General features: G+C 67.2%; 26 protein-coding genes. 19 read left to right on the top strand and 7 right to left on the bottom strand.

The features are described 5' to 3' along the window. Nucleotides 1–137: 137 nt before the first annotated feature. Nucleotides 138–1,088, top strand: coding sequence for a phosphoribosylaminoimidazolesuccinocarboxamide synthase (locus BMZ21_RS09065; RefSeq protein ID WP_091832050.1), 951 nt, complete (start codon nucleotides 138–140; stop codon nucleotides 1,086–1,088). A 97-nt stretch (nucleotides 1,089–1,185) separates the two neighbouring features. Beyond that, nucleotides 1,186–1,761, top strand: coding sequence for a hypothetical protein (locus BMZ21_RS09060; protein WP_091832047.1), 576 nt, complete (start codon nucleotides 1,186–1,188; stop codon nucleotides 1,759–1,761). A 70-nt stretch (nucleotides 1,762–1,831) separates the two neighbouring features. On the opposite strand, the gene BMZ21_RS09055 is transcribed toward BMZ21_RS09060, so the two are convergent. Continuing rightward, nucleotides 1,832–2,800, bottom strand: a complete 969-nt coding sequence (locus BMZ21_RS09055; protein WP_091832044.1) for a threonine ammonia-lyase — start codon at nucleotides 2,798–2,800, stop codon at nucleotides 1,832–1,834. A gap of 151 nt (nucleotides 2,801–2,951) precedes the next feature. Here BMZ21_RS09055 and argE point away from each other — a divergent pair, with 151 nt between their 5' ends. The 6 genes from argE to BMZ21_RS09025 all read left to right on the top strand — a co-directional run bounded on the left by argE (nucleotide 2,952) and on the right by BMZ21_RS09025 (nucleotide 9,959). Then, the gene (gene argE / locus BMZ21_RS09050) at nucleotides 2,952–4,100 is read left to right on the top strand and encodes an acetylornithine deacetylase (RefSeq protein WP_244543756.1); all 1,149 of its coding nucleotides are present in this window, start codon (nucleotides 2,952–2,954) and stop codon (nucleotides 4,098–4,100) included. Between the two features lie 236 nt (nucleotides 4,101–4,336). Further along, complete coding sequence (locus BMZ21_RS09045; RefSeq protein ID WP_091832038.1) at nucleotides 4,337–5,926, top strand: ABC transporter substrate-binding protein; 1,590 nt, start codon at nucleotides 4,337–4,339, stop codon at nucleotides 5,924–5,926. Between the two features lie 102 nt (nucleotides 5,927–6,028). Next, complete coding sequence (locus tag BMZ21_RS09040; RefSeq protein ID WP_091832035.1) at nucleotides 6,029–7,009, top strand: ABC transporter permease; 981 nt, start codon at nucleotides 6,029–6,031, stop codon at nucleotides 7,007–7,009. Nucleotides 7,010–7,016: 7 nt separating this feature from the next. Further along, nucleotides 7,017–7,964, top strand: a complete 948-nt coding sequence (locus BMZ21_RS09035) for an ABC transporter permease (RefSeq protein ID WP_091832032.1) — start codon at nucleotides 7,017–7,019, stop codon at nucleotides 7,962–7,964. 4 nt (nucleotides 7,965–7,968) lie between these two features. Beyond that, entirely contained in the window at nucleotides 7,969–8,970 is a 1,002-nt protein-coding gene (locus tag BMZ21_RS09030; RefSeq protein ID WP_091832029.1) for an ABC transporter ATP-binding protein, read from the top strand. Further along, complete coding sequence (locus BMZ21_RS09025) at nucleotides 8,967–9,959, top strand: ABC transporter ATP-binding protein (protein ID WP_091832026.1); 993 nt, start codon at nucleotides 8,967–8,969, stop codon at nucleotides 9,957–9,959. Before BMZ21_RS09030 ends, BMZ21_RS09025 begins: the two co-directional genes overlap by 4 nt. An 8-nt stretch (nucleotides 9,960–9,967) precedes the next feature. On the opposite strand, the gene BMZ21_RS09020 is transcribed toward BMZ21_RS09025, so the two are convergent. Both BMZ21_RS09020 and BMZ21_RS09015 read right to left on the bottom strand, forming a co-directional pair. Further along, nucleotides 9,968–10,192: a hypothetical protein gene (locus BMZ21_RS09020; protein ID WP_091832023.1), complete on the bottom strand. Its 225-nt coding sequence runs from the start codon at nucleotides 10,190–10,192 to the stop codon at nucleotides 9,968–9,970. 74 nt (nucleotides 10,193–10,266) lie between these two features. Further along, the gene (locus BMZ21_RS09015; protein ID WP_167561578.1) at nucleotides 10,267–11,580 is read right to left on the bottom strand and encodes a peptide ABC transporter permease; all 1,314 of its coding nucleotides are present in this window, start codon (nucleotides 11,578–11,580) and stop codon (nucleotides 10,267–10,269) included. Between the two features lie 118 nt (nucleotides 11,581–11,698). On the opposite strand from BMZ21_RS09015, the gene BMZ21_RS09010 reads away from it, so the two are divergent. The 4 genes from BMZ21_RS09010 (at nucleotide 11,699) to BMZ21_RS30980 (ending at nucleotide 13,949) form a co-directional block, all read left to right on the top strand. Then, nucleotides 11,699–12,220, top strand: coding sequence for a DUF2478 domain-containing protein (locus BMZ21_RS09010; protein WP_167561577.1), 522 nt, complete (start codon nucleotides 11,699–11,701; stop codon nucleotides 12,218–12,220). Between the two features lie 20 nt (nucleotides 12,221–12,240). Further along, entirely contained in the window at nucleotides 12,241–13,131 is an 891-nt protein-coding gene (locus BMZ21_RS09005; RefSeq protein ID WP_091832014.1) for a formate dehydrogenase accessory sulfurtransferase FdhD, read from the top strand. Continuing rightward, nucleotides 13,124–13,756, top strand: a complete 633-nt coding sequence (mobA, locus tag BMZ21_RS09000) for a molybdenum cofactor guanylyltransferase MobA (RefSeq protein ID WP_091832011.1) — start codon at nucleotides 13,124–13,126, stop codon at nucleotides 13,754–13,756. Before BMZ21_RS09005 ends, mobA begins: the two co-directional genes overlap by 8 nt. Nucleotides 13,757–13,826: 70 nt before the next feature. Continuing rightward, a complete protein-coding gene (locus BMZ21_RS30980; RefSeq protein ID WP_280141471.1) occupies nucleotides 13,827–13,949 on the top strand; it encodes a hypothetical protein in 123 nt (40 codons plus the stop codon). On the opposite strand, the gene BMZ21_RS08995 is transcribed toward BMZ21_RS30980, so the two are convergent. Next, a complete protein-coding gene (locus BMZ21_RS08995) occupies nucleotides 13,946–14,347 on the bottom strand; it encodes an SRPBCC family protein (protein ID WP_091832008.1) in 402 nt (133 codons plus the stop codon). The genes BMZ21_RS30980 and BMZ21_RS08995 overlap by 4 nt on opposite strands. 161 nt (nucleotides 14,348–14,508) lie before the next feature. On the opposite strand from BMZ21_RS08995, the gene BMZ21_RS08990 reads away from it, so the two are divergent. After that, nucleotides 14,509–14,997, top strand: coding sequence for a VOC family protein (locus BMZ21_RS08990; protein ID WP_091832005.1), 489 nt, complete (start codon nucleotides 14,509–14,511; stop codon nucleotides 14,995–14,997). 18 nt (nucleotides 14,998–15,015) lie between these two features. Here BMZ21_RS08990 and BMZ21_RS08985 read toward each other — a convergent pair whose 3' ends face one another. Beyond that, nucleotides 15,016–16,146: an Mrp/NBP35 family ATP-binding protein gene (locus tag BMZ21_RS08985; RefSeq protein WP_091832002.1), complete on the bottom strand. Its 1,131-nt coding sequence runs from the start codon at nucleotides 16,144–16,146 to the stop codon at nucleotides 15,016–15,018. A 27-nt stretch (nucleotides 16,147–16,173) separates the two neighbouring features. Then, nucleotides 16,174–16,404, bottom strand: a complete 231-nt coding sequence (locus BMZ21_RS08980; RefSeq protein ID WP_091831998.1) for a sulfurtransferase TusA family protein — start codon at nucleotides 16,402–16,404, stop codon at nucleotides 16,174–16,176. A gap of 138 nt (nucleotides 16,405–16,542) precedes the next feature. Here BMZ21_RS08980 and BMZ21_RS08975 point away from each other — a divergent pair, with 138 nt between their 5' ends. Next, nucleotides 16,543–17,814 (top strand): c-type cytochrome, encoded by a 1,272-nt coding sequence (locus tag BMZ21_RS08975; protein WP_091831995.1) that lies wholly within the window; start codon nucleotides 16,543–16,545, stop codon nucleotides 17,812–17,814. Nucleotides 17,815–17,933: 119 nt separating this feature from the next. On the opposite strand, the gene BMZ21_RS08970 is transcribed toward BMZ21_RS08975, so the two are convergent. Beyond that, on the bottom strand, nucleotides 17,934–19,973 hold the full coding sequence (locus BMZ21_RS08970; RefSeq protein ID WP_091831992.1) for a 4Fe-4S binding protein: 2,040 nt from the start codon (nucleotides 19,971–19,973) through the stop codon (nucleotides 17,934–17,936). 130 nt (nucleotides 19,974–20,103) lie between these two features. On the opposite strand from BMZ21_RS08970, the gene BMZ21_RS08965 reads away from it, so the two are divergent. From BMZ21_RS08965 to BMZ21_RS08945, 5 genes are all read left to right on the top strand, one after another. Continuing rightward, complete coding sequence (locus tag BMZ21_RS08965) at nucleotides 20,104–20,847, top strand: biotin/lipoate--protein ligase family protein (RefSeq protein WP_091831989.1); 744 nt, start codon at nucleotides 20,104–20,106, stop codon at nucleotides 20,845–20,847. A gap of 154 nt (nucleotides 20,848–21,001) precedes the next feature. Continuing rightward, nucleotides 21,002–21,553 (top strand): DUF6505 family protein, encoded by a 552-nt coding sequence (locus BMZ21_RS08960; protein WP_091831986.1) that lies wholly within the window; start codon nucleotides 21,002–21,004, stop codon nucleotides 21,551–21,553. Next, nucleotides 21,550–22,560 (top strand): DUF6352 family protein, encoded by a 1,011-nt coding sequence (locus BMZ21_RS08955; RefSeq protein WP_091831983.1) that lies wholly within the window; start codon nucleotides 21,550–21,552, stop codon nucleotides 22,558–22,560. The genes BMZ21_RS08960 and BMZ21_RS08955 overlap by 4 nt, the downstream gene beginning before the upstream one ends. Nucleotides 22,561–22,570: 10 nt before the next feature. Beyond that, entirely contained in the window at nucleotides 22,571–23,077 is a 507-nt protein-coding gene (locus BMZ21_RS08950) for a DUF3305 domain-containing protein (RefSeq protein WP_091831980.1), read from the top strand. Then, a complete protein-coding gene (locus BMZ21_RS08945) occupies nucleotides 23,077–23,793 on the top strand; it encodes a DUF3306 domain-containing protein (protein WP_091831977.1) in 717 nt (238 codons plus the stop codon). Before BMZ21_RS08950 ends, BMZ21_RS08945 begins: the two co-directional genes overlap by 1 nt. Nucleotides 23,794–23,828 lie beyond the last annotated feature (35 nt).

Genomic DNA, 23,828 nt, shown 5'->3' with positions numbered 1-23,828 from the left:
GTCCAAGCCGAATGCGGCATGAGGGGTGGGAGGCTGGCGAATGCGTGGTGCGCGCTGTCCACATCGCCACGAAACCGTTAAGAGCCACGCAGCCGGAGAGTGTCGCTCCGGGCGATCCCGAGCTGACGAGCATCCCCATGTCCGAGGCGAACACCATTCGCGATGTCACCATCCCGGAGCTGCCGAACCATTATCGCGGCAAGGTCCGCGAGAACTACGACCTGCCGGACGGCCGCCGGATCATCATCGCGACCGACCGGCTCAGCGCCTTCGACCGCGCCATCGCCTGCATCCCGTACAAGGGCCAGGTGCTGACGCAGACGGCGCGCTTCTGCTTCGAGCAGACCGCCGACATCTGCCCCAACCATGTCCTCGACTATCCTGACCCGAATGTCGTCGTCGGCCAGCGGCTCGACATCCTCCCCGTGGAGATCGTCGTGCGCGGCTATCTCGCCGGCACCACCGGCACCTCGATCCTGACCATGTACAAGCAGGGCCAGCGGGAGATGTATGGCACCCGCTTCCCCGATGGACTGCGCGACAACGAGGCGCTGCCGCAGGCGATCATCACCCCGACCAGCAAGGCCTTCGACGGCGGCCATGACGAGCCGCTCTCGCCGGCTGAGATTCTCGAACAGTGCCTGCTGACAGCGGCGCAGTGGGAGACGCTGTCGGACTATGCGCTGAAGCTCTTCGCCCGCGGCCAGAAGATCGCCGCCGAGCGTGGCCTCATCCTCGCAGACACCAAATACGAGTTCGGCACCGATGCCGAAGGCAGGATCATTCTGGCCGACGAGATCCACACGCCCGATTCGAGCCGCTACTGGTTCGCCGGCAGCTATCCCGAGCGTCTCGCGAAGGGGGAGAAGCCCGAGAGCTTCGACAAGGACTTCGTGCGCAATTGGGTCGCGGCCCGCTGCGACCCCTATCACGAGCCGATCCCCGCAATCCCGGACGAGCTGATCGAGCAGACGTCGCAGGTCTATATCCGGGCCTTCGAGACGATCACCGGCAGGGCCTTCGTGCCGCCGGCGGCCGATGTGGCGCCGCTGGAGCGGATCAGGCGGAACCTGGCACGTTATTTCTGAGGCGGGTCGCGGCTCGGCTGGCACGAGCCGGCGCCACGGAACAGCCGCAGTGCGCGCGCGTTGATGGTTGACCGTCCTGCTGCCGAGGGAGGCTGCCATGCGCCGCTTGATCGTTCTTGCCGCTTCACTCGTTCCCCTACTCGCCTTCTCCGCCAGCGACGTCTCCGCGCAGGCCTTGAGCGGTGGCGTTGGTCCTGGCGGCGTCCGTGCGATCGGCGGTCCCAGCGGCGGAGGCCGAGCTCTCTCCCGTGGCGGCTTGGGCGGTGGCTATCGTCCCAGCCTTGGAGGCGCAGGCTACGGTTATCGCGGCGGTTCGTATCGCGCTGGTGGCGGCAACTGGGGCTATCGCCCCAACCGCTGGTATGGCGGCGGCTATTACGGGCGGCGCGGCTATTATGGCGGTGGCTGGGGATTGGGCGCTGGAGCTTTGGCGGCAGGGGCCATTCTCGGCAGTGCCGCAGCCTATCCCTATTACTATGGCACGCCGTATTACGACGAGCCGGCCTACTACTATTACCGCCGGCCCTACTATGCCGCTCCGGTCTCGTCGGGCGTTGGCGACTACTGCCGGACGCCGGTCCGGACCTGCCAGCTGATCAATCCGGCCGAGCTCGGCGCGAACTGCTCTTGCCGCGTCGCCGGCGGGCGGGCTCGCGGCAGCGTCGTTCCTTAGAGCTGCGCATCGCACGAGAGTGCGCCGATGACCGGCGTGCTCCGCCGTCTGGCTCATACCCCCGAAGTTTTTATACCCCGAAGTCCTGCCGCCAGCGCTCGATGTCGTCGAGTGAGACGTTCGAGCCGCACAGCACCAGCGCGACGCGATCGCCTGGCTTGAATTGGTCCTTGCGTGCCATCGCGGCCGCGACCGTGCAGGAAGCGGCCGGCTCGAGCAGGACGCGCCCGTTCTGCAGGACCCAGACCAGCTCGCGCACCGCCTCGGCGTCGGGCACGACCACGATCTCCTCGAGGAACTGGCGCGCTGCCGCCATGGTCCGCTCGGTCGCGAAGGGCGCGCCGAGGGTCCGGGCGATCGAGGTCGGGCGGATCGGCACTGGCTTTCCGGCCTCCAGCGCCTGGGTCATCGTGGTGGCGCCCTCGGTCTCGACGCCGTGGATGCGAACGGCGGGATCGAGCCCCTTCAGCGCCGCGCCCACGCCGGCCGAGAAGCCGCCGCCGCCGATCGAGATGAAGACATGGTCGATCCGCCCGCCGGCATCGGCAGCGAGCTCGAGACCGACCGTGCCATGGCCGGCGATGATCGCCGGATCGTCATAGGAATGGACATGGGTCATGCCCTTGCCCTCGTACTCCTCCGCCCTTGAGAAGGCAGCGAGGGCATCCTCGCAGAGCTCGACCTCGCCGCCGGCCTCCTGCGTCAGGCGAATGTTGAGCGGGGCGACGTTCTTCGGCATCAGCACCAGCGCCTTGATGCCGAGCATGCTGGCGACCAGCGAGACGGCGATGGCGTGGTTGCCGCCGGAGACGGTGACGACGCCCCGCGCTCGCTCGGCGTCGGAGAGCCCGAGCAGCTTGTTGTAGCAGCCGCGGACCTTGAACGAGCCGGCGAGCTGCAGGCTCTCGACCTTGACCACGGTTTCGACGCCGAGCCGGGCCGAGAGGCCGGCGCTCATGAAGGTCGGCGTGCGCCGGACCTTGCCGGCGATGCGGGTGGCGGCGGCCTGGATGTCGGCGAGGGAGACGTCGAAGGGCATGGCGGACTCACGGGGAAGCTTTGCTTGGCCGGCACATCAGCGCGCCGGGCGCAGCCCGGTCAAGCGCCGAGAAGCGATTGACGACAGGCAATGCCAGCGTAGCCTGCCGGCACGGTTCATGCCTATTCGCCGATTTCTGGAGATTTTACCCGTGCGATATTCACCCAAGGAGATGCTGGCCAAGCTGGTGTCGTTCAACACCGAGTCCTGGCGAAGCAATCTCGAGCTGATCCATTTCTGCCGCGACTATCTCGCTGCGCACGGCGTCGAGAGCACGATCGTGCCGAGCCCGGACGGACAGAAGGCCAATCTCTACGCGACCGTGGGCCCCAAGGTCGAAGGCGGCATCGTCCTCTCCGGCCATACCGATGTCGTTCCGGTCGAGGGCCAGGACTGGAGCTCCGATCCGTGGACGCTGACCGAACGCGACGGCAAGCTCTACGGTCGTGGCGCCTGCGACATGAAGGGGTTCGATGCGATCGCACTGGCGCTGGTGCCGGAGATGCTGGAAGCGGGGTTGAAGCGGCCTTTCCACATCGCTCTCTCCTATGACGAGGAGGTCGGCTGCATCGGCGCCGCGATCATGATCGACGCCATGGCGGAGGCAGGCCTGAAGCCCTCGGCGGTGATCGTCGGCGAGCCCTCGATGATGCAGGTGGTCACCGGCCACAAGGGTGGCACCCGCATGAAGACGACGGTGCGCGGCCACGCCGTGCATTCGAGCCGCGTCGACATCGGCGTCCCCGCCGTGATGGTCGCCGGCAAGCTGATTGCCTGGCACGACGACGTGATGCAGGAGAACAAGGCGAAAGCGCAGCCCGGCATTGCGTTCGAGCCGCCCTATTCGACGCTGCATGTCGGGGTCGTCGCCGGCGGCACGGCGGTCAACATCACCGCCGAGCACGCCAGCTTCAGCCATGAGGTTCGCGTCATGCCCGGCGACGATACCGACTACGTCGCACGCTATCGGGCGAAGATCGCCGAGCTCGAGGCGCCGATGAAGGCGATCGCCCCCGAGACCGGTATCACCATGGAGATCACCTCCCAGACGCCGCCGCTGGCGCCGGAGCAGGACGGCGTGGCGGAGACGCTGTCGCGTCGCATCACCGGCGACAACGCCAGTCACGTCGTTGCCTATGGAACAGAGGGCGGACTGTTCCAGGCAGCCGGCTGGTCGACGGTGGTCTGCGGACCCGGCGATATCGCCCAGGCGCACCAGCCGGATGAGTTCCTCACGGTGACCCAGCTCGACGCCGGCACCGCCTTCGTCCGTGCGCTGATCACGGAACTGGCCCGCTGAGCGCACAGGGCGGGGTGCTTCATTGCAGGCTTTTGCCTCGCCCTTCGCAGCTTCGTGCGCCGCATTAGTTGGATTCGCAACAAAGTTCGATCTGGAACGAAGTCGATTGGACGCACTGGACGCGGGCTTCGAACCGTCATTAATCTGCCGCCTTCGTCGTCCTGCCGCCAAAATAGGCGCGCGGCCGGCACCGCTCCTGGGGAGGAGTGGTTTTCAACCAAAGGGAGCAGTCTCACATGTCGTTCAAGACCAATTGCCTGGCAGCCGTTGCCGCCCTGGCCTTGATGTGCGGGGCTGCGCAAGCCCAGACCTTGCGATACGCCAACCAGGGCGAGCTGAAGTCGCTCGATCCCTATACCGTCAACGAGACCACCACCAACGCCCATCTCGGCCATCCCTATGAGGGCCTGACGGCTCGCGGCAAGGATCTGAAGATCGAGCCGGCCCTCGCCGAAAAGTGGGAGATTTCGGCGGACGGCCTGAAGTGGCGCTTCTACCTGCGCAAGGGCGTCAAGTTCCACGACGGCTCGGATTTCACCGCCGACGACGTGATCTTCTCGGCCGACCGCGTCCGCGCCCAGGGCTCGAACTTCACCACCCGCATCCCGACGAGCGCCAAGTTCGTCAAGGTCGACGACCACACCGTCGACGTGGTCCTGACCGCGCCGAACCCGATTCTGAACGCGCAGTGGGACACCTGGTACATCATGTCGAAGAAGTGGGCGGAGGCGAACAACGCCGTCGCTCCGACCCCGGCGGCCGCGACCACCCCGAGCCATGCCTCGCTCAACGCCAACGGCACCGGCCCCTACAAGATCGAGAGCCACCAGCCGGGCGTGAAGACCGTCTTCAAGCTCAACGAGAACTACTGGAAGAAGATCGAAGGCAACATCAAGGAGATCATCTTCACCCCGATCTCCTCGGATGCGACCCGCGTCGCCGCGCTGCTCTCCGGTGAGGTCGACGTGATCGAGCCGGTTCCGATCCAGGACATCCAGCGCGTCAACGCTGCCGGCAACGCCCAGGTTCTGACCGGCCCCGAGCTGCGCACCATCTTCCTCGGCTTCGACCAGACCCGCGACGAGCTGCTGGAATCGAGCGTCAAGGGCAAGAACCCGTTCAAGGACCCCAAAGTCCGCCAGGCCTTCTACCAGGCGATCGACATCGAGACGATAAAGAGCCGCGTCATGCGCGGACTCTCGACCCCGTCGCCGCTGATGATCGCGCCGGAGCTCTATCCGCATGCCGGCTTCACCCGGGCCAAGTTCGACACCGAGGCCGCCAAGAAACTGCTTGCCGAGGCCGGCTATCCGCAGGGCTTCGAGCTCGGCATGGACTGCCCGAACGACCGCTACGTCAATGACGGCCAGATTTGCCAGGCCGTGGTCGGCATGCTCGCCCGCATCGGCGTCAAGGTGAACCTCAACGCCCAGCCCAAGGCGCAGTACTTCGCCAAGGTGCTGAAGCCCGGCGGCTACAAGACCTCGTTCTACCTGCTCGGCTGGACCCCCGGCACCTTCGACAGCCACAATGTCCTCTACGACATCCTCGGCTGCCGCGACGTCGCCGGTTCCTCCCGCGGCGAGTCGAACCTTGGCAACTACTGCAACAAGAAAGTCGACGAGCTGACCGACAAGATTCTCGTCGAGTCGGATACCGCCAAGCGCAACGCCATGATCGGCGAGGCGTACAAGATGACCGTCGACGAGTTCTCCTACATCCCGCTGCATCAGCAGGCCCTGGCCTGGGGTGTGTCGAAGAAGGTGAAGCTCGCCCAGCGCGCCGACAATTCGGTGCTGCTCTACTACGCCACCAAGGAGCAGTGAGGGCCTGAGGGCGCGTAGGCGAGGAGCCAACGCGCCCTTTCTCTATCTGCAGCAGAGAGGCCGTTCCTGCGGAGCGGCTTCAGATTCCTTGTAAGGGCGATCATGCTCGCATTTGTCCTGCGCCGGCTGTTCCAGTCGCTGATCGTGATGCTCGCGGTCGCGCTCATCGCCTTCGCCATGTTCCGCTTCGTCGGCGATCCGGTGAACCAGATGGTCGGCGTCGACACGCCGCAGGAGCAGGTCGCGCAACTGCGCCAGACGCTCGGCCTCGACGAACCGGTGGTCGTGCAGTTCGCGCGCTACATCTACAACGCCGCACGGCTCGAGTTCGGCGTCTCGTATCAGTTCCGCCTGCCGGTGATCTCGCTGCTCGGCGAGCGCGCCCCGGCGACGCTGGAGCTCGCCTTCATGTCGGCGCTGTTCTCGCTTCTCGTCGGCATACCGATGGGCGTCTACACCGCGCTGCGCCGCGACAGCTGGCTGGCCAAGATCTTCCAGACGGTCTCGCTGGTCGGCATCAGCCTGCCGACCTTCCTGATCGGCATCCTGCTGATCTACCTGTTCTCGGTCACGCTCGGTTGGCTGCCCTCGTTCGGGCGCGGCGAGGTCGTCAAGCTCGGCAACTGGTGGACGACCGGGCTTTTGACCGCCTCGGGCTGGAAAGCGCTGATCCTGCCTTCGATCACGCTCGGCCTGTTCCAGATGACGCTGATCATGCGTCTCGTCCGGGCCGAGATGCTCGAGGTTCTGCGCACCGACTACATCAAGTTCGCCCGTGCCCGCGGCCTCAAGACCCGCGCCATCCATTTCGGCCATGCGCTGAAGAACACGCTGGTGCCGGTCATCACCATCGCCGGCCTGCAGCTCGGCTCGATCATCGCCTTCGCCATCATCACCGAGACGGTGTTCCAGTGGCCGGGCATGGGCCTGCTCTTCCTCAAGGCGGTGCAGCAGGTCGATATCCCGATCATGGCCGCCTACCTCATGTTGATCTCCTTCCTGTTCGTCAGCATCAACCTGATCGTCGACCTGCTCTACGCATTGGTCGATCCGCGCCTGCGCGCGACGATCGGGGCGCATTGAGGCCGTCATGAGCGCGCAACCCGCTTCCCCCACGAAACAGCCACCCTCGCTCTGGGCGCGCATCCTCGACAGCGACATCCTCGCGAGCTTCCTGCGCTCCAAGGTGACGATGGTCGCAGCCGTCATCGTGCTGGCGCTGTTCATCGGCGCCTTCTTCTCGCCCTGGATCGCGCCGACCAACCCGTTCGACCCGGCGACCGTCTTCCTCTCTGACGCGAACATCCCGCCGGCCTGGCAGCAGGGTGGCGATCCCAAGTTCATCCTCGGCACCGACGACCAGGGCCGCGACCTCTATTCGGCGATCCTCTACGGCCTGCGCGTCTCGCTGATCGTCGGCCTGCTCGGCGTCGCCCTGGCGGCGACGATCGGCATCACGCTCGGCCTGCTTGCCGGCTATCTCGGCGGCCGCGTCGACTCGCTGATCATGCGCATCGCCGACGTGCAGCTGACCTTCCCGGCGATCCTGATCGCCCTGCTGATCGACGGCGTCGTCCGCGGCATCTTCAAGCACGCCAACCGCGAGGACACCGCGCTCTACGTGCTGGTGATCTCGATCGGACTGAGCTTCTGGGTGCAGTATGCCCGCACCATCCGCGGCTCGACCCTGGTCGAGCGCAACAAGGACTATGTCCAGGCTGCCCGCCTCGTCGGCCTGCCGGCGCCTCTCATCATGCTGCGCCATGTCCTGCCGAACGTGATCGGCCCGGTGCTGGTCATCCTGACGATCAATCTTGCGCTTGCCGTCATCACCGAGGCGACGCTCTCCTTCCTCGGCGTCGGCCTGCCGCCGACCCAGCCCTCGCTGGGCACGCTGATCTCGATCGGCAACCGCTACCTGTTCTCGGGCGACTGGTGGATCGTCACCTTCCCGGGCGTGACGCTGGCGATCCTGGTGCTCGCCGTGAACCTGCTCGGCGACTGGCTGCGCGACGCCCTGAACCCGCGGTTGAGGTGAGCCGATGAGCGAGACCGTCCTCTCCGTCCAGGATCTCACCGTCGAGTTCGTCACCCGCCGCGGCACGTTGCGCGCGCTCGACAGGATCTCCTTCGACATCGCCCGCGGCGAGGTGCTCGGCGTCGTTGGCGAATCCGGCGCCGGCAAGTCGGTCACCGGCTCGGCGATCATCGGCCTGATCGATCCGCCCGGTCGCATCGCCGATGGCAAGGTCGTGCTCTCCGGCGAGCGTGTCGACCATCTCCCGCCCGAGCAGATGCGCCGCGTTCGCGGCAAGCGCATCGGCATGATCTTCCAGGACCCGTTGACCAGCCTCAATCCGCTCTACCGGGTCGGCGAGCAATTGATCGAGACGATCCAGACTCATACCGATCTCAACGCGGCCGATGCCCGCAAGCGCGCCATCGCCTTGCTCGACGAGGTCGGCATCCCCGCGCCCGAACGGCGCATCGACGGCTACCCGCACGAATTCTCCGGCGGCATGCGCCAGCGCGTCGTCATCGCGCTCGCGCTCTGCGCCGAGCCCGAATTCATCATCGCCGACGAGCCCACCACGGCGCTCGACGTCTCCGTGCAGGCGCAGATCATCGGCCTGATCAAGCGGCTCTGCAAGGAACGCGGGACCTCGGTGATGCTGGTGACGCACGACATGGGCGTGATCGCCGAGACGGCCGACCGGGTCGCGGTGATGTATGCCGGCCGTGTCGCCGAGATCGGCCCGGTGCGTGAGGTGATCAAGCAGCCGCTGCACCCCTATACGCAGGGATTGATGGGCGCGATTCCCTCGATCACCGGCGATGCTTCCAGGCTTGTGCAGATTCCGGGTTCGATGCCCAGGCTTTCCAGCATCCCCCAAGGCTGCGCCTTCAATCCGCGCTGCGCCAAGGTGTTCGACCGCTGCCGGATCGACCGGCCGGAGCTCATCGATGTCGGCGGCCACCAGGTCGCCTGCCATCTCTACGACAAGGCCAAGGCGCCGGCCGGCAAGACGGAGATCGCGGCGTGAGCGACAAAGCCTTCGTCCAGGTCCGCGACCTCAAGCGCGTTTTCGATGTCTCCAGGCCCTGGCTCAACCGGGTGCTGGAGCGCCAGGACAAGCAATTTCTCAAGGCTGTCGACGGCGTCTCCTTCGATATCCGCAAGGGCGAGACCTTCGCGCTCGTCGGCGAGTCCGGCTCGGGCAAGTCGACCGTGGCGCGCATGGTCGTCGGTCTCCTGAAACCATCCGGCGGTACGGTCGCGATCGACGGCGTCTCGATGAACGACGTCAACGTCGCCCAAGAACGCCAGCGCCTGCGCAAGCGCATCCAGATGATCTTCCAGGATCCTTACGCCTCGCTCAATCCGCGCTGGCGTGTCGGGCGGATCATCGCCGAGCCGATCCGGGCCTTCGGCATCATCCAGGGCGATGCCGCGATCGAGGCGCGCGTCGGCGAATTGCTCTCGCTGGTCGGCTTGCATCCGGACGACGCCAAGAAGTTTCCGCACGAATTCTCCGGCGGCCAGCGCCAGCGTATCGCGATCGCCCGCGCGCTCGCCTCCAACGCCGAGTTCATCGTCTGCGATGAGCCGACCTCGGCACTCGACGTCTCCGTCCAGGCGCAGATCCTCAATCTGATGCGCGACCTGCAGGAGAAGTTCGGGCTGACCTATCTCTTCATCAGCCATAATCTCGCGGTCGTCCGGCACATGGCGACGCGCATCGGCGTGATGTATCTCGGCCGCCTGGTCGAGGTCTCGGACGGCAAGCAGCTCTTCGCCGCGCCGCGCCACCCCTATACCAAGATGCTGCTCGACGCGGTGCCAGACCTCGCCATGGTCGGCAAGCCGCGCGAAGGCGTGAAGGGCGAGATTCCGAACCCGATCAACCCACCCTCGGGCTGCACCTTCCATCCGCGCTGCCCGCTGGTCTTCGATCGCTGCCGCATCGAGAACCCGCCGGTGATCGACGGCGTCGCCTGCCATGCGGTCAATGCGGGCCGGGAAGCGGCGTAAGGACCTGCTCAGGCGACGCGTCGGCCGCTCGTCTTGAGCAGGGCCCAGCCCTTTGCTGTCACGGCGATCAGTCCGCCCTGCCGTGCGAGATAGCCATGCTCGATCGCGTCCTCCCAGACCGTCAAGCGCGGGCAGGAGGTGCGCCAGCTCTCCATGAGGTCGGCATGGCTGCGCTCGCCGCGCGCGACCCATTCGACGAGATCGAGGATCAGCGGATCATCTGTGGCAAGCATCGCGGCCTCGCCTTCCGATCGGCACGGACGTGCGATGATAGCGCTCCGCAGCGGGCGGGAGAAGCCGCCTCAGATCACTGCCCGGCGTGGAGGTTCGGCGCCTTGGGACGACGGCTCAGCGGCGCCACCGGCCGCTCGGTGCGATACTGGCCGCGCGCGATGGCGGTGAAGAGCAGCGCGACCGCCGTCAGCGTCATCAGCCACCAGGTCTGGAACGAGGCGAAGCCGAGCGCCGCCAGCGCAAAGGCCGTGACATAGGCCGCGACGCCGCCGGCGGCGAGCGCACCCGGCATCCGTCCGGCGGCGCTGACCGCGAAATAGAGGCAAAGCGCCGCCGTCGCCGCGCCGACAAGACCGAGCTCGTACCAGGTCTCGAACAGGATGGTGGTCGGCACCTCCAGCGGCAGCGCCCCGGTGGTGCGTCCGCGCAGCACGGTGTCGAGTCCATGGCCGGTGATGAGCTGCACCGGGCGGCTCGAGATGATGTCGGCCCAGATGTCGAGGCCGGCGCCGACCGTGCTGAATACCGCCGGCGAGAGCCTGAAGAACGGCAGCAGCAGGAAGGGTAGCAGCGGCGCGAGCAGCATCAGTCCGGCCATGATCCCGCCCATCAACCGCGCGCCGACGATGCGGTTGGCGCTGACCGCGCCGAAGGCGATCGCGCCGCAGAGCATCGCCATCGCTTCGCCGTCCTCGATGCGCGAGAGCGCAAGCAGCCCGACGACCAGTGCCAGTCCCAGCGCCGTCAGCCCGCGCTCGCGCGACAGGAGCCAGGCGAGCGCGGGCCAGGACATGATCAGGACGACGCTGATGCCGCGCTCGACGCTGCCCGCGGCGTCGGCGGCGCGCGAGTCGACTGGGCCGAGCGCTTCCGTCAGGAGCAGCCCGAGTGCGAAGATCGCAGCGGTGCCGGCGCCGAGCGCAGCGAGGTTGAGATTCGAGGCGCGCATGCGCTCGGGCAGCGCCGCCGCGCCGGCGAAGCCGAGCGCCACGGCAAGGAACAGGTTGGCCGCCTTTTCGGTGGCCGAGCCGGTATAGGGGCTCCAGATCAGCGAGAGCACGGCCCAGCCGACCAGCGCCCACAGCGTCAAGCCGGCGCGACTGAAGATCGAAGCCCGGATATTGCCGGCGAACCAGCGCGGCGCCTCGATCAGCGCGGCGATCGACAAGAGGATCACCCCGATCGGCACCAGCACGACGGCGGCGCGGCGCGAGACCAGCGAGGCGAGTGGCAGGGCGAGCGCCAGCGTCGCAAAGCCGATGCGGCGCAGCAGCAGCGCGGCGTCGGTCGCAGGGTCGAGGGGCGTCTGGGCGTTGGGACGGATCATCGGCAAGCGGGTACTCGGCGAGCCGCGCCCGGCCAGGATGCCGGGAACAGCCCATGTCACCCTAGCGCCTGCCTCAAGCTTCGACTGTAGGTGCGCTGCAACACTGGCAAAGCATCTCGCGCATTTTGGAACACCTAAAGTTCACTGGCAGTGGGTGCCGTTCCGTGGGATGAAGCAGATGATGACTGCTCCGCTTGCCGCGATCGTCTATTCCTCGGGCTTCCCCATCGACGAACTGATGGCGGAGGTCGCCGATATCCTGAAGCGCGAGGCCGTCCGGCTCGGCGGCGTCGTCCAGCACAACAATGGCGACTGCACGAGCGGCTGCGCCAGCATGGCGCTCGAGGACCTCGCCTCCGGCCGGCTCTTTCCGATCAGCGAGGATCGCGGTGCCGGCTCGGCTGGCTGCCGGCTTGACGCTGCCGGCCTCGCGGCTGCTGGTGCCGCCGTCTCTGGCGCGCTGTCTGGGCCGGTCGACCTCGTCATCGTCAACAAGTTCGGCAAGCAGGAGGTGCTGGGCCAGGGGCTGCGCGCCGAGATCGCCGCCGGCGTCGTCGCCGGCCTGCCTCTTCTGACCGCAGTGCGCGACGACATGCTTGCCGCCTGGTCGCAGTTCGCCGGCGAAGACTGGCAGCGCCTGCCGCCCGAATCTGCTGCCGTGACCGATTGGGCGATGGCAGCGCTCCGCCAGCCGGCCTGAAGGCTAGCAAGGAACGATCCGTGCCCCTCGGCAGCGATTTTCTCGACGATTACCTGATCCGGCCCGACCCGGCTGCCGCGCGGCTCGGCGCGACCGTTGCCGGAATCGACCATAGCGGCGCCCATGTCGAGACCCGCGTCGTCACCGAACGGGCTCTGACGCTCTATCTGAACAGCCAGGAGATCGTCACGATGATGACGATCGGCGACCATCCCGAGTATCTCGCGCTCGGCTATCTCCTGAACCAGAACATGCTGAGGCGCGGCGATCCGGTCGAGGCGGTCGACTATGACGAGGAACTCGAGGTCGTGGTGGTGCGCACGCCGGAGCGCACCGATTTCGAGCAGAAGCTGAAGAAGAAGACGCTGACCTCGGGCTGCGCGCAGGGCACCGCCTTCGGCGACCTGATGGAAGCGATCGACGAGATCGTCCTGCCGAAGGCCGAGTTGCGTACCAGCTGGCTTTATGCGCTGACCCGCAAGATCAACACCACGCCCTCGCTCTATCTGGAGGCGGGCGCGATCCATGGCTGCGTGCTCTGCGAGCGTGACAAGCCGCTGGTCTACATGGAGGACGTCGGCCGCCACAATGCCGTCGACAAGGTCGCCGGCTGGCTCTTCCGCCATGATGTCGATCCCGGCAGGATGATCTTCTACACCACCGGCCGACTGACCTCGGAGATGGTGATCAAGACGGTGCGCATGGGCATCCCGATCCTGGTCTCGCGCTCGGGCTTCACCGAATGGGGTGTCGAGCTCGCCCGCAAGGCCGGCCTCACCCTGATCGGCCGCGCGCGCGGCAAGCGCTTCCTGGCGCTGGCCGGCGAGGATCGCATCATCTTCGACCAGGACCCCGACAGCGTCGAGGAGGAGGGCGGCAAGCATCGCCGCAAGGGAGCCGGCGATGACTGATCCCGGCCCTCCCACCCTGGGCCTGCTCCTTGCCGGCGGGCTCGCCCGGCGCATGGGTGGCGGCGACAAGCCGCTGCGCACCATCGCCGGCCGCACCATCCTCGCCCATGTGCTCGAGCGGCTGGCGTCGCAATGCGACGGGCTTCTGCTCAACGCCAATGGCGATCCCTCTCGCTTCGCCGATTACGGTCTGCCTGTCGTCGCCGATAGCGTGCCGGACTTCGCCGGGCCGCTCGCCGGCATCCTCGCTGGCCTCGACTGGCTCGCGGTGAATCGGCCGGGCGCGGAGTGGCTGGTCAGCGTCGCCGCCGACACGCCGTTCATCCCGCGCGATCTGGTGGCGCGGCTGCATGCGGCGCGGGAGGCGGGGAATGTCCCGCTCGCCTGCGCTGCCTCAGGCGGCTGGACCCATCCGGTGATCGGTCTCTGGCCGGTCGCGCTGCGCGAGGAGTTGCGCCATGCGCTCACCGTCGAGGACGAGCGCAAGATCGACCGCTGGACGGCGCGCCATGGCGTCGTGTCGGTCGAATGGCCAGTCGAGCCGGTCGATCCGTTCTTCAACGCCAATCGGCCTGATGATCTCGCAGACGCCGAGCGGCTGCATGCCGCGCTCGGCGACGCTTGATCAGCCGCAGCCCCGCCCCTAGATTCGAGGGATGAGCGAAGCTTATTCGCCTGCCTCTGGGGGAAGTCGCATGAAGTCGTTTGCCATCGCCGTCGCTTTCGCTGCCATTGCCGCCTATGGGGCGAGCCTGGTGCTGGCGACCTATCAGCGCCCGGTCGATGTCGCCTTTGCGACCAGCAGCGTGCGACTCTAGCCCTCCAGCAGCTTCTTCAACCGGGCGAGATCGGCCGCGATCCATTCGGCATCGCGGGCGAAGGCGTCATCCGTCATCTCTGGCCGCCTGAGCAGCGTGAACACCACCTCGCTGCCGCTGCCATTCGCCAGCGCACGCATCGGGTTGTGCATCGGCGCGCCGCTGTCGGGGATGACGGCGTGGTCGAGCACGCCGTAGCGGTTGGGCTCGCTGAACATCACCCGCATCGGCCCCATCGGCGTCTTCGCGCGATAGGTCATGCCCTCGACATGGCTGAATTCAGCCCCGAGCCCCTCCGCCCATGTCGGGAAGTTCATGGGATCGGCGAGGAAGCCGTAGACCTCCTCGATCGGCCGGTCGATCGCGATGCTGATATGGCGCGTTGGCAGCACGGGCATGGCCGCGTCTCCATCATTGTCACCTTGGAACATAACATGAACAAGATTCTTTGTCATCGCGGATCGGTGATGGGCCGTGCGCGAGCTCGCCGCGGATCGATCAAGAATCCGCCGGTTTCGCCCACCCTCTATTCCAGCGGCGACGGATCAGGAGATTCGAGATGAAGCAGACCATCGGCTTGGGCCTGGGGATTTTCGTGCAGCATGGGCGTGAGCAGGAGGCCGCGGATTTCTACAGCGAGGCTTTCGAGGCGCGGCAACTCAAGACACACAGGATCGACGGTGAGATCGCCGGGGTCGAGATGCTCATCGGTGGAACCCGCGTTTCCGTCGCCGGTTCCAATCCGCGCCGCGAGGAGGAGCCGTCCTATGGCGGCCCGTTCTTCCCCAAAGCGGCCGGGGCGGTCAGCATGACGATCCTGCTGACGGTTCCCGATCTCGAGACCTGTTTCGCGCAAGCGATCGTGGCGGGCGCTGCGCTGCGTGACCGCGTCCAGACCGATACCGAAGGCAGGCGGGTCGCCTCGCTCTTCGATCCGTTCGGCCATATCTGGATGTTGACGGAGCGACAGACGGAAGCGGAGAGAGCGTCTTCCGACCAGTTCGTGGCGCAGGCCGACAGGCCTGGTGTCTCGGTGCTCCGCGGCTAGCGTCGAAGCCGGTTGGCCTTACTCGATCACGATCCGTGGCGCGGCCCGGGCGGGCCCGCCAAGTCCGGCCTTCACCTGCCGCGCCAGGGCGACATAGGCCTTGGCATGGGCGCTGTCCGGGTCGCTCGCCACGATCGGGCGGCCGCCATCGGAGGTCTCGCGGATCGGCATGGCGAGCGGGATTTCGCCCAGGAACGGCACGCCCTGCCGCTCCGCCTCGTGCCTTGCCCCGCCATGGGCGAAGATGTCCGAGCGGTGGCCGCATTCCGGGCAGATGAAATAGCTCATGTTCTCGATGATGCCGAGGATCGGCACCTCGACCTTCCTGAACATGGCGACGCCGCGGCGGGCATCGAGCAAGGCGAGGTCCTGCGGCGTCGAGACGATGACGGCGCCGGCGAGCGGGGTCTGCTGGGCCATGGTGAGCTGGGCGTCGCCCGTCCCGGGTGGCATGTCGACGACGAGCACGTCGAGCTCGCCCCAGGCGACCTCGCGCAACATCTGGGTGATCGCCGAGATCACCATCGGCCCGCGCCAGATCATCGGCGTTTCCTCGTCGATCAGGAAGCCGATCGACATGATCTTGAGGCCATAGGCCTCCATCGGTGCGAGCGTGCGGCCCGAGACCAGCCGCGGCTTGCCGGTGATGCCGAAGATCTTCGGTACCGAGGGGCCGTAGATGTCGGCATCGAGTACGCCGACCTTGAGGCCGAGGGTCGCCAGGCCAACGGCGAGATTGGCCGTGGTGGTCGATTTGCCCACGCCACCCTTGCCGCTCGCCACCGCGATGATCTGCTTGACGCCGGGAATGCCGGCCGCCTTCGGCACCGGCCCGCCGGGCGCAGGCTGGCCGTGCGCCTGCCGGCGTGCCTCCGCCGCCTGTGAGGGGGCTCGCCCCGGCGCCTTGTCGGCGGTGAGGCCGACCAGGACCTGCGTCACGCCCGGAATGCCGCCGACCGCACTCTCGGCCGCCTTGCGCACCGGCTCCATCGCGCCGGCTTCGGTCGCATCGATGCCGATTGCGAAGATCACCTTGCCGTCGTTGATCAGGATGTCGCCGACGCGGCCGGAGGCCGCCAGCGATTGCCCACTCGCCGGCAGCTTCACCAGCTCGAGCGCGCGCAGGATGTCGTTTTGCGAAAGGGCCACGATCTGGGCTCCGGTTGTTGCGCGACGCTAGGCCGCGGCCTTGCGGATGTGGAAGACCAGCAGCTCGCCCTCGCTGCTGCTGAGTTCGATCGCGTCGCCGGTCTCGCGCATCAGATTGGGGATGTCGATCGCCGCCATCGGATCTGTGCACTCGACCAGGAACAGATCGCCGGGAGCCGCCGCTTTCAACGCCTTGCGCACGCGCAAGGCGGGGAGGGGGCATTTGAGGCCGCGCAGATTGAGCGGGATGGACGTCATGGGCGAAGGCCGATCGAACGAGACAGCGCTTCATATGATGGCTTTTTGTACGGGAGCAACAGGTGGGAGGCTCTTCTCCCGCGGGGGAAGAAGGCGAGGCCGCCTTGCCAAGGCTGATTGAAGCGACATGATCGCTGCATGATCAGGATCGTCCTTGCCCTGTTTGCGCTCGCCTTCGGCAGCCATGTCTTCGCCCAGGAGCTGCGTGGCCATGGCGGACCGGTTCGCGCGGCCGCCGTCTCGGCCGATGGCACGGTGGCGCTGACGGGCTCCTTCGATCAGTCGGCGATCCTCTGGGACCTGTCCCGCGGCAGCGCGATCAGGGTGCTGCGTTTCCATCAGGGCGCGGTCAACGCCGCCGTCGCGGTCAAAGGCCTGGGCTTCGCCACTGGCGGCGAGGACGGCAGGATCGGGCTCTGGCGCGGCGATGCCGCCGAGCCGGCGAAGGTGATCGAAGGCCACAAGGGGCCGGTCGCGGCGCTGGCGATCTCACCCGAGGGCGGGCATCTCGCTTCCGCCTCCTGGGATGGAACGGTTCGGGTCGCCGCGCTGGCCGATGGTACGGCGCGTGTGCTCGAAGGCCATCAGGGGCCGGTCAACGGCGTCGCCTTCGCGCCGGGCGGGATGGTCGTCTCCTCCGGCTATGATGCGAGCTTGCGCTTCTGGCCTGCGGATGGCGGCGCCCCGCTGATCGTCACCGCCCCCGCGCCGCTCAATGGCGTTGTCGCTGCGCCCGATGGCGAGATCGCGGTCGCTGCTGCCGATGGCCGCTTGCGTCTGTTCGGCTCGGATGGCACCCGGCGCGCCGAGATCGCCGTCGGCGACACCCCATTGATCGCACTCGCCATCTCGCCGGATGGTGCAACGATCGCAGTTGGTGGCCTGCGCGGCCAAGTCGCGCTGATCGACCGCAAGATGCGCACGATCCGCGCCACGCTTGTCGGGCCTGGCCTGCCGGTCTGGTCGCTTGCCTTCCTGCCCGATGGCAAGCAGCTCCTATCCGGGGGCGCCGACCGGCTGGTCCGGCGCTGGAACGCCGTCACCGGCGAGCATGTCGGGGCGGTGGTGCCGCGTGCCGGCGAGGATGCGCTCGCCGCCTTCCAGGGCGAGCGGGGTGCGCAGCTCTTCCGCGCCTGCGCGGCTTGCCACACCTTGACGCCGGCGGATGGCAACAGAGCCGGTCCGACGCTGCACGGCATCTTCGGTCGCCGCATCGCCACCGCGCCCGGCTATACCTATTCCGATGCGCTCAAGGGCATGGACATCGTCTGGAGCAAAGAGACCGTCGCCAGGCTGTTCGAGATCGGCCCGAACACCTACACGCCCGGCACCAAGATGCCCGAGCAGACGATCGGCGCTGCCGAGGATCGACAGGCGCTGGTGGACTGGCTGGAGAAGGTGACGCGGTAGGGAGGACCGCTCTCTCCGTCATGGTCGGGCTTGTCCCGACCATCCACGCCTTCGTTCGGGCAATGCGGTGTTCAAGACTTGGATGCTCGCCACAAGGGCGAGCATGACGGGAGCGTATCCTACCCCAGCGGGTCCTCACCGCGCTCCGCCCGCTCCCGCAGATAGTCGTCGGTGGTGCGCACCGGCGGGCGCTGCGGCGAGTGATGCGGGTCGAAGCTCTCGTTGACCACCGCCTCGACCCGGCAATCCTCGCACATGCGCAGGATCGAGGCGCGCTTGGCGCCTTCGCCAGCGAACATCCAGTGCTTGTTCTCGAGCTTGGCGGCGATCTTTTCGATCGTGCTGCGCACGCCGAAGGGCTTGGCGCAGGCGATGCAGTGGAACGGCTCCTCCTGCTTGACGACCCGTCGGCCGCCCTTCCAGGCGTCGAAATCGACGCGCGGCTCCAGCGTGATCACCTTTTCCGGGCAGGTCGCGGCGCAGAGCCCGCACTGCACGCAAAGATCCTCCTGGAAGGTCAGCGTCGGGCGCTCCGGGTTGTCGCCGAGGGCGCTGACGGGGCAGGCGGAGACGCAGGCGAGGCAGAGCGTGCAGCCCTCGGTGTCGACATGAACGGTGCCGAAGGGTGCGCGTGGTGGCATCGCCACGTTTGCGACCGGCACCGGCGCGGCGGCATGCAGTTCACCGATCGTCTGGCGCAGCAGCGGGCGTCCGGCTCCCATCGGCCGGAAGCGCGCTGGTTGCGCGACGTTGGGGCCGGGCGTGATCTTCGACAGGGCGGCGTTGAGTGCGTCGGGATCGTCGGTCTCGATCAGCGCGGCGCGGGCTTCGCCATAGCCGAGCGCGCCCGCGAGGGCGTTGGCGTAGTCGAGATTGCGGGTGAGGCCGGAGAGGTCGTGCTTCGGCTTGGCCCGGCCGATCACGCGGATGGCGGAGGCGCCGAAGGCGAGCGCGGCAGCGAAGGTTTCCAGACCGATCTGGGTGATCTCGTTGACGCGCAGGGGCAATACCCGCGCCGGCAGGCCGGCCCCATGGCGCGCGAGCGCCTCGATCAGGGGTTCGCCGTGGTCGCCGTCATGCAGCAGCACGACGGGCTCGCGCCCGCCGGCCTCGGCATAGGTGACAAGCAGCGTCCGCAGCTTGCGCAGCAGCGCATCGGCCGGCGGCAGCGCATAGGTCACCGCGCCGGTTGGGCAGACAGCGGCGCAGGCGCCGCAGCCGGCGCAGATCTCGGCGGAGATCGCGACATGATCGCCGGCCGGGGTTATCGCGCCGGTCGGGCAGAGTTCGAGGCAGCGCGTGCAGCCTGTCTTCTGCGAGCGCGCATGGGCGCAGAGGCCTTCGTTCAGGGCGACATAGGCCGGCTTGTCGAACTCGCCGAGGAGCCCGCTCGCCTGGAAGGCGAGCCGCTCGACCGCGGCCGCATCGCGTGGATCGGCTCGCAGATAGCCGGCGCGGAGGTCACCGGCCGGGAAGAGCGGCGTGCCGCCGGAGACGTCGATGACGACATCGCAATGCGAGACCGCGCCATTGCGCGGTGCCTCGAAGACGAGCTTCCCGCGCGAGGACGGGCTCGGGGCGGCGTAGTCGTTGACGGTGAGTTCGAAGGCGCCGAGCCAGCCGCTCGCCTGCGCGATCGTGCCCTTCAGCACGGGGAATTCGTCGCTGCGCGGTGGCGAAATTTCGCCGGGACGCGACAGCAAGACGGTGACGTCGAGATGCTCGGCGAGCCGGTGAGCCAGCGTGATCGCGATCTCGTCGCGGCCGTAGATCAGCGCGACGCCCTTGCTGGTCAGCGTGGTGAAGGAGGCCGGCGGCATGGGTTCGCTTGCCGCGGCGAGCAGGGCGGCCATCTTCGGGCCGGCGGACCCGGCCTCGTCCGACCAGCCGGCCTGTTCGCGGATGTTGGTGAAGATGAGATCGCCGGTGTAGTCGAGGTCTGCTGCGATCTCCTCAAAGAGGGGCGCCTCCTGCGTGCAGGCGACGGTGATGGCATTGCTCTTGGCCAGCATGGCGTGGAAGCGTTCGACCTGGCTGCGGCAGAGATGGCGATGCTCGCTGATCTCGGCGCCGGCGCAGCCGCGCTGGATCGCCTTGCCGTCGAGCGGCATCGTATCCTCGCACGAGCAGATCATCAGCGTGCGGGCGACATCGGTCATCGGCCAGGCGTCCTCATGATCGAAGCAGCGGCTTTCGTCGCGCTTGCGATAATTCCTCCCTATATGGGATTGGAATGGCTCCAAAGAAGCAAGCCTCTCCCTTGGGATAAGAGGCGACAGGGCAGCAACGATGGCGGCAGGGCCGGTCAGGCAGAACGATCTCAGGCGCGAGCCGGTGCTGCCGCCGGGCTTTTCGCTCGTCACCCTGCGCGAATCGGGCGACGCCTTCGCCCATGCGCAGGCGATCGCGGCCGAGGCCGGAGCCGCGACCCTGGTTTGGGTGCGACGTTTCGACATCGTCGAATTCGCGGTGGTCCTGGAGCCCGACGCCATCCTCGCCGAGGCGAGGCTCGCCCATTACCTCGCCATGAACGCGCTCGCCGATGCGCTTGCCGTGCATTCGCCGCCGGAGCGGCCGGTGCTGTTCCGCTGGCCGGATGCGCTGACCTACGATCTCGGCCTGATCGGCGGCGGCCGCCTCGGCTGGCCGACGGATTGCCCGGAGAATCAGGTGCCGGACTGGCTCGTCTTCGGCGCCATGGTCCGGGCGACCACGATGTCGCCCTTCGAGCTCGGCCAGACCGGCGTCGGCATGGCCGAGGAGGGCTTCGAGGAAGTCGATGCCGTCGACCTGATCGAGTCCTTCTGCCGCCATCTCATGCTCGGTGTCAGCCACTGGCAGGACGAGGGCGCCAAGGCGGCTGCGCGGCGATGGCTCGACCGGCTGGAAAAGGTGGTCGGCGTGCGCCACGGCATCGAGCCGAACGGCGACCTGATCGCGACCTCGCAGTTCGGCACGGAACGTCGGAGCCTCACCGAGGCGCTGGCGAAGGTCGACTGGCTCGACCGCGACAGCGGAGCGCCGAAGCTGTGAGCGCCGTCGACACCGCCCCGCCTTTCTCCTCAGCCCTCATCCTGAGGAGCCGCGCTGCGGCGTCTCGAAGGATGTTTCAGAAGGCTCCGGAACCGGCTGGAGCATCCTTCGAGACGCGCTCCTGCGGAGCGCTCCTCAGGATGAGGGCTTCACATTGAATGCCCTCAAGCTCCCACGCGCGATCCGGCTCGATCCGTCGGACGGCTTCGTCTTCCGCAAGGCGGCGGAACCTGGCGAATGGCTGGTCACCGGCTCCTTCCTGTTCACGCCGGATAGCGTTGCCGGACTCGACACCAAGGGCCGCGTCGCCTTCCGCTCCGGCTTCCTCGGTATCGGCAGCTTCGGCTGGAGCACGCTCGCGGTCGTCACCGAAGTGACGGTGGAGGAACGTCAGCAAGCGGTTGCCCAGCTTGCGACGCAACTCGTCGACAAACTCGGAGCGCCCGATCTCGCGGCGGCGCGCGCCGCAGCCGAGGAGGAGGTCGCATTCGCCGCTTCGCTCTGCGATCATCCCGCGCAGACTCTGCTCGCTTTGCATCGCACGCTCGAGGATGGCGAGATCCGCGAGCGCTTCCGGACCTTGATGCCGCGCGGTGATACGCCCAAGGATGCGTTCCGCGCCTTCGAATTCATCGAGACCGATGGCGAGGACGAGCCTGAGGAGCATGTCGACCTGATGCAGTTGATCAAGGACGCGCCGAGATGACCCATTTCTGGGCGAGCTCCGGTCATCTCCTGCTCGACCGTGAGGTTGGCGGCGGACTCGTCGTCACCGATGATTTCCTCAAGGCCTATCTGGCGCGGCCGGAGGTGCTGCCGCCGGAGGAAGCCTGCGATGCCGAGCGGGCACTGCATGCCAAGCTGATGGCGCAGCCGCAGGCCGAGGTCGCCGAGCGCGAGATCGCGGCCATCGCCGATGCCGATGCGCGCGAGAACTGGCGCTTCCTGCTCGGTTGGCGCGAGCGTCTGCTGGCGGCGCCGACGCTGCAGGGTGCCTATGCCGGGATCATCCGCCGCGGCGTCTCCGGCGTCCCGCCCGTCTTCCTCGACCAGCTCGTCCACGTCATCCTGCGCGCCGGGCTAGACGAGGAAGGCGACCCCTTCGTGGTGCGTGCCGCCGAATGCCTGTTCCGGCCGCAGCGCGTCACCTTGCACGAGAACACGATCCTGCTCGCCGATGCCGAGATGATCGAGGGCCACGAGGCTGACAGGCATGCGTCGCCCTTGCTCGCCATGCTCGGCGGTCCGGCAGTGACCTCGCTCGATATCCTCAAGAGCGGCGATGCCGACCGCTACTGGCAGCGCTCGGACGCCTTCGACCTGGTGCTCGACCTCGGCGGCAAGCCCTCCGGCCGCGCTGCGCTCGGCAAGGCGATCGCCCACTGGGTCCGGCAGATCCATGGCTTCGACGTCGAGATCGAAGCGATCGAGAATGTAAGGGACGCAAACTGGCGCTGGTTCGTCGGCCTCGATGCGCAGGCAACCGCGATCGGCAATGCGCTCTGGAAGGGGGAGGCGCTCGATGAGGACAAGGCTTCACGCCTGATCGCGCTCTACCGTTTGACCCTGCCATCCGAGGTGCCGGTGCTGCCGGCGGCCGAGGGAGCGCCTATCTATCTGATGCTGGCGATGGACGGCGACCGACTGGTCAGGATGAAGCCGCAGAACCTGGTGACCGGCCTGCCGCTCGCCGCGCACGAGATGGCGAATTGAGGACGAGGCCATGCAGCAACATCACGAGGTTGGTGTCGTGGTCGAGCGGCGCAAACTTGATTCGCCCTGGGCCGACCATGCCTGGGCGCCGATCGCGGTGCTGCCCGAGCCGCCGCCCCTCGCGCCCTGGAGCCGGCTCGCCGGCGACGACAGGCGCGAGCAGTTCTATCTCGGCTCGGCCGTGCTGACGCTGCATTCGGTCGACACTGCCCATTTCCGCGAGAATTTCGCGAGCGGCAACGCCAAGCTCTGGGTCTCGATCCGGCCGACCGGGATCGAGCCGGCGCTGGAGCTGGTCGGCGTTACCGCCGATCCGTCCGAGGGCGAGGTCTTCCTGGAGAATGTCGACGACATCGTCGAGGCTGTGCCGATGCCGGCTGCGATCGCCGAAGCGGTGCTCGCCTTCTTCGAGGCGCACCATGTCGAGCGCGAATTCGTCAAGCGCAAGCGCACGGAGCATGATCCGCGCAAGGGCGGAATGCGGCCGCGCCCGGGTCTCCAACGTGGAGAGGATTGATGCCGCGCCCCGAGGACGAGGACCGCGAAGAAGGCTTTCTCGGCCGCTGGGCGCGCCGCAAGAAGGAGGCGCAGCAGCCGGCCACGCCCGTCGCCGCAGAGCAGCCAGATGCTCCCGCTCCCATCTCGCAGGCCTCTCCACCTGAACCCGAAGCGGAGATGGTCGAGCCGCCCTCGCTTGACCTCGTCGACAAGGATTTCGACGTCGCCCATTGGCTGAAGCAGAACGTGCCCGAGGAGTGGAAGCTCAAGGCACTGCGGCGCGCCTGGGAGAGCGATCCGGCGATCTCGGGCTATCTCGACCCGGCCCGTGACTATGCGCTCGATTGGAACACGCCGGGTGGCGCGCCGGGCTATGGGCCGCTCAGCGAGTCGGACAATGTCGAGGAGATGCTGGCCAACATCTTCGGCAAGCCGCCCGAGCCGGTTGCCGGTCCAACCGAGGAGGTGCGTAACGACGTCGCAGTTGTTCGACCTTCGTCTAATGACGAGAGCGGGTCTGATTCTGCTGCGGCGCAGCAGGTTCCTGGAATAGCCGCCGATGACGCCCAGCCGGTGCGGCTAGGCGACGAGGCTGTTTCCCAAAAATTCGCTGAAAAAGCTGCTGAATCGAGTGTTTCTCCGGGCGGCAGTTCTGTTGCAGCGCAAAAAATACCTGAAATTCAGCCGCCACAGCAGCGGGCAAGGCGTCGTGGCGGGGGGGCGACGCCGCTCTGAGCTTCAGTTGAGAACAATTGCAATCTAAACCGATA

The organism is Allobosea lupini (assembly GCF_900109525.1).
Lineage (GTDB): Bacteria > Pseudomonadota > Alphaproteobacteria > Rhizobiales > Beijerinckiaceae > Allobosea > Allobosea lupini.
The sequence above is the reverse complement of the archived record's forward strand: the minus strand, read 5'-3'. Positions and strand labels throughout refer to the sequence as shown.

Coding starts and splice junctions, on each gene's coding strand:
- BMZ21_RS09060 (WP_091832047.1), top strand. CDS start 1,186: ATGCGCCGCTTGATCGTTCTTGCCGCTTCACTCGTTCCCCTACTCGCC.
- mobA (WP_091832011.1), top strand. CDS start 13,124: ATGACTGATCCCGGCCCTCCCACCCTGGGCCTGCTCCTTGCCGGCGGG.
- BMZ21_RS09010 (WP_167561577.1), top strand. CDS start 11,699: ATGATGACTGCTCCGCTTGCCGCGATCGTCTATTCCTCGGGCTTCCCC.
- BMZ21_RS08995 (WP_091832008.1), bottom strand. CDS start 14,347: ATGCCCGTGCTGCCAACGCGCCATATCAGCATCGCGATCGACCGGCCG.
- BMZ21_RS09055 (WP_091832044.1), bottom strand. CDS start 2,800: ATGCCCTTCGACGTCTCCCTCGCCGACATCCAGGCCGCCGCCACCCGC.
- BMZ21_RS08990 (WP_091832005.1), top strand. CDS start 14,509: ATGAAGCAGACCATCGGCTTGGGCCTGGGGATTTTCGTGCAGCATGGG.
- BMZ21_RS09020 (WP_091832023.1), bottom strand. CDS start 10,192: ATGCTTGCCACAGATGATCCGCTGATCCTCGATCTCGTCGAATGGGTC.
- BMZ21_RS08965 (WP_091831989.1), top strand. CDS start 20,104: ATGGCGGCAGGGCCGGTCAGGCAGAACGATCTCAGGCGCGAGCCGGTG.
- BMZ21_RS08945 (WP_091831977.1), top strand. CDS start 23,077: ATGCCGCGCCCCGAGGACGAGGACCGCGAAGAAGGCTTTCTCGGCCGC.
- BMZ21_RS09065 (WP_091832050.1), top strand. CDS start 138: ATGTCCGAGGCGAACACCATTCGCGATGTCACCATCCCGGAGCTGCCG.
- BMZ21_RS08980 (WP_091831998.1), bottom strand. CDS start 16,404: ATGACGTCCATCCCGCTCAATCTGCGCGGCCTCAAATGCCCCCTCCCC.
- BMZ21_RS09030 (WP_091832029.1), top strand. CDS start 7,969: ATGAGCGAGACCGTCCTCTCCGTCCAGGATCTCACCGTCGAGTTCGTC.
- BMZ21_RS30980 (WP_280141471.1), top strand. CDS start 13,827: ATGAAGTCGTTTGCCATCGCCGTCGCTTTCGCTGCCATTGCCGCCTAT.
- BMZ21_RS08950 (WP_091831980.1), top strand. CDS start 22,571: ATGCAGCAACATCACGAGGTTGGTGTCGTGGTCGAGCGGCGCAAACTT.
- BMZ21_RS08970 (WP_091831992.1), bottom strand. CDS start 19,973: ATGACCGATGTCGCCCGCACGCTGATGATCTGCTCGTGCGAGGATACG.
- BMZ21_RS09045 (WP_091832038.1), top strand. CDS start 4,337: ATGTCGTTCAAGACCAATTGCCTGGCAGCCGTTGCCGCCCTGGCCTTG.
- BMZ21_RS09035 (WP_091832032.1), top strand. CDS start 7,017: ATGAGCGCGCAACCCGCTTCCCCCACGAAACAGCCACCCTCGCTCTGG.
- BMZ21_RS08955 (WP_091831983.1), top strand. CDS start 21,550: ATGACCCATTTCTGGGCGAGCTCCGGTCATCTCCTGCTCGACCGTGAG.
- BMZ21_RS09040 (WP_091832035.1), top strand. CDS start 6,029: ATGCTCGCATTTGTCCTGCGCCGGCTGTTCCAGTCGCTGATCGTGATG.
- BMZ21_RS08975 (WP_091831995.1), top strand. CDS start 16,543: ATGATCAGGATCGTCCTTGCCCTGTTTGCGCTCGCCTTCGGCAGCCAT.